Source organism: Methylophaga sp. SB9B, from assembly GCF_004832235.1.
GTDB lineage: Bacteria > Pseudomonadota > Gammaproteobacteria > Nitrosococcales > Methylophagaceae > Methylophaga > Methylophaga muralis.
Genome location: NZ_SSXS01000088.1, coordinates 1 through 253 on the forward strand (window position 1 = coordinate 1; position 253 = coordinate 253).

The 253-nt window shown below is 46.6% G+C and carries 1 pseudogene; it reads right to left on the minus strand.

The annotated features are described in order from the left end of the window. Positions 1-253 (minus strand): annotated as a pseudogene (locus E8Q33_RS15265) (hypothetical protein); the annotation flags it as partial.

The following is a 253-nucleotide window of genomic DNA, read 5'->3' on the forward strand; positions in this document are numbered from 1 at the left end:
TGCCGCTACGGTTGGCTGATTCCAACTCCAGGCGGGCTTTTTCCAATTCTTCTTTAATGTGCTGACTGCCATGCAAAGCGGCTTTTTCCGACTTCCAGACTTCTTCCAGATCGGTATATTCGCGTGCAGCTTTTTCATCTCGGTTTCCAGCGTATCCAAACGTTTTTTGGAAGCTTCATCCGATTCTTTCTGCAACGCCACACGTTCAATTTTCAGCTGAATTAACCGTCTTTCAAGACGGTCCAGTACTTCA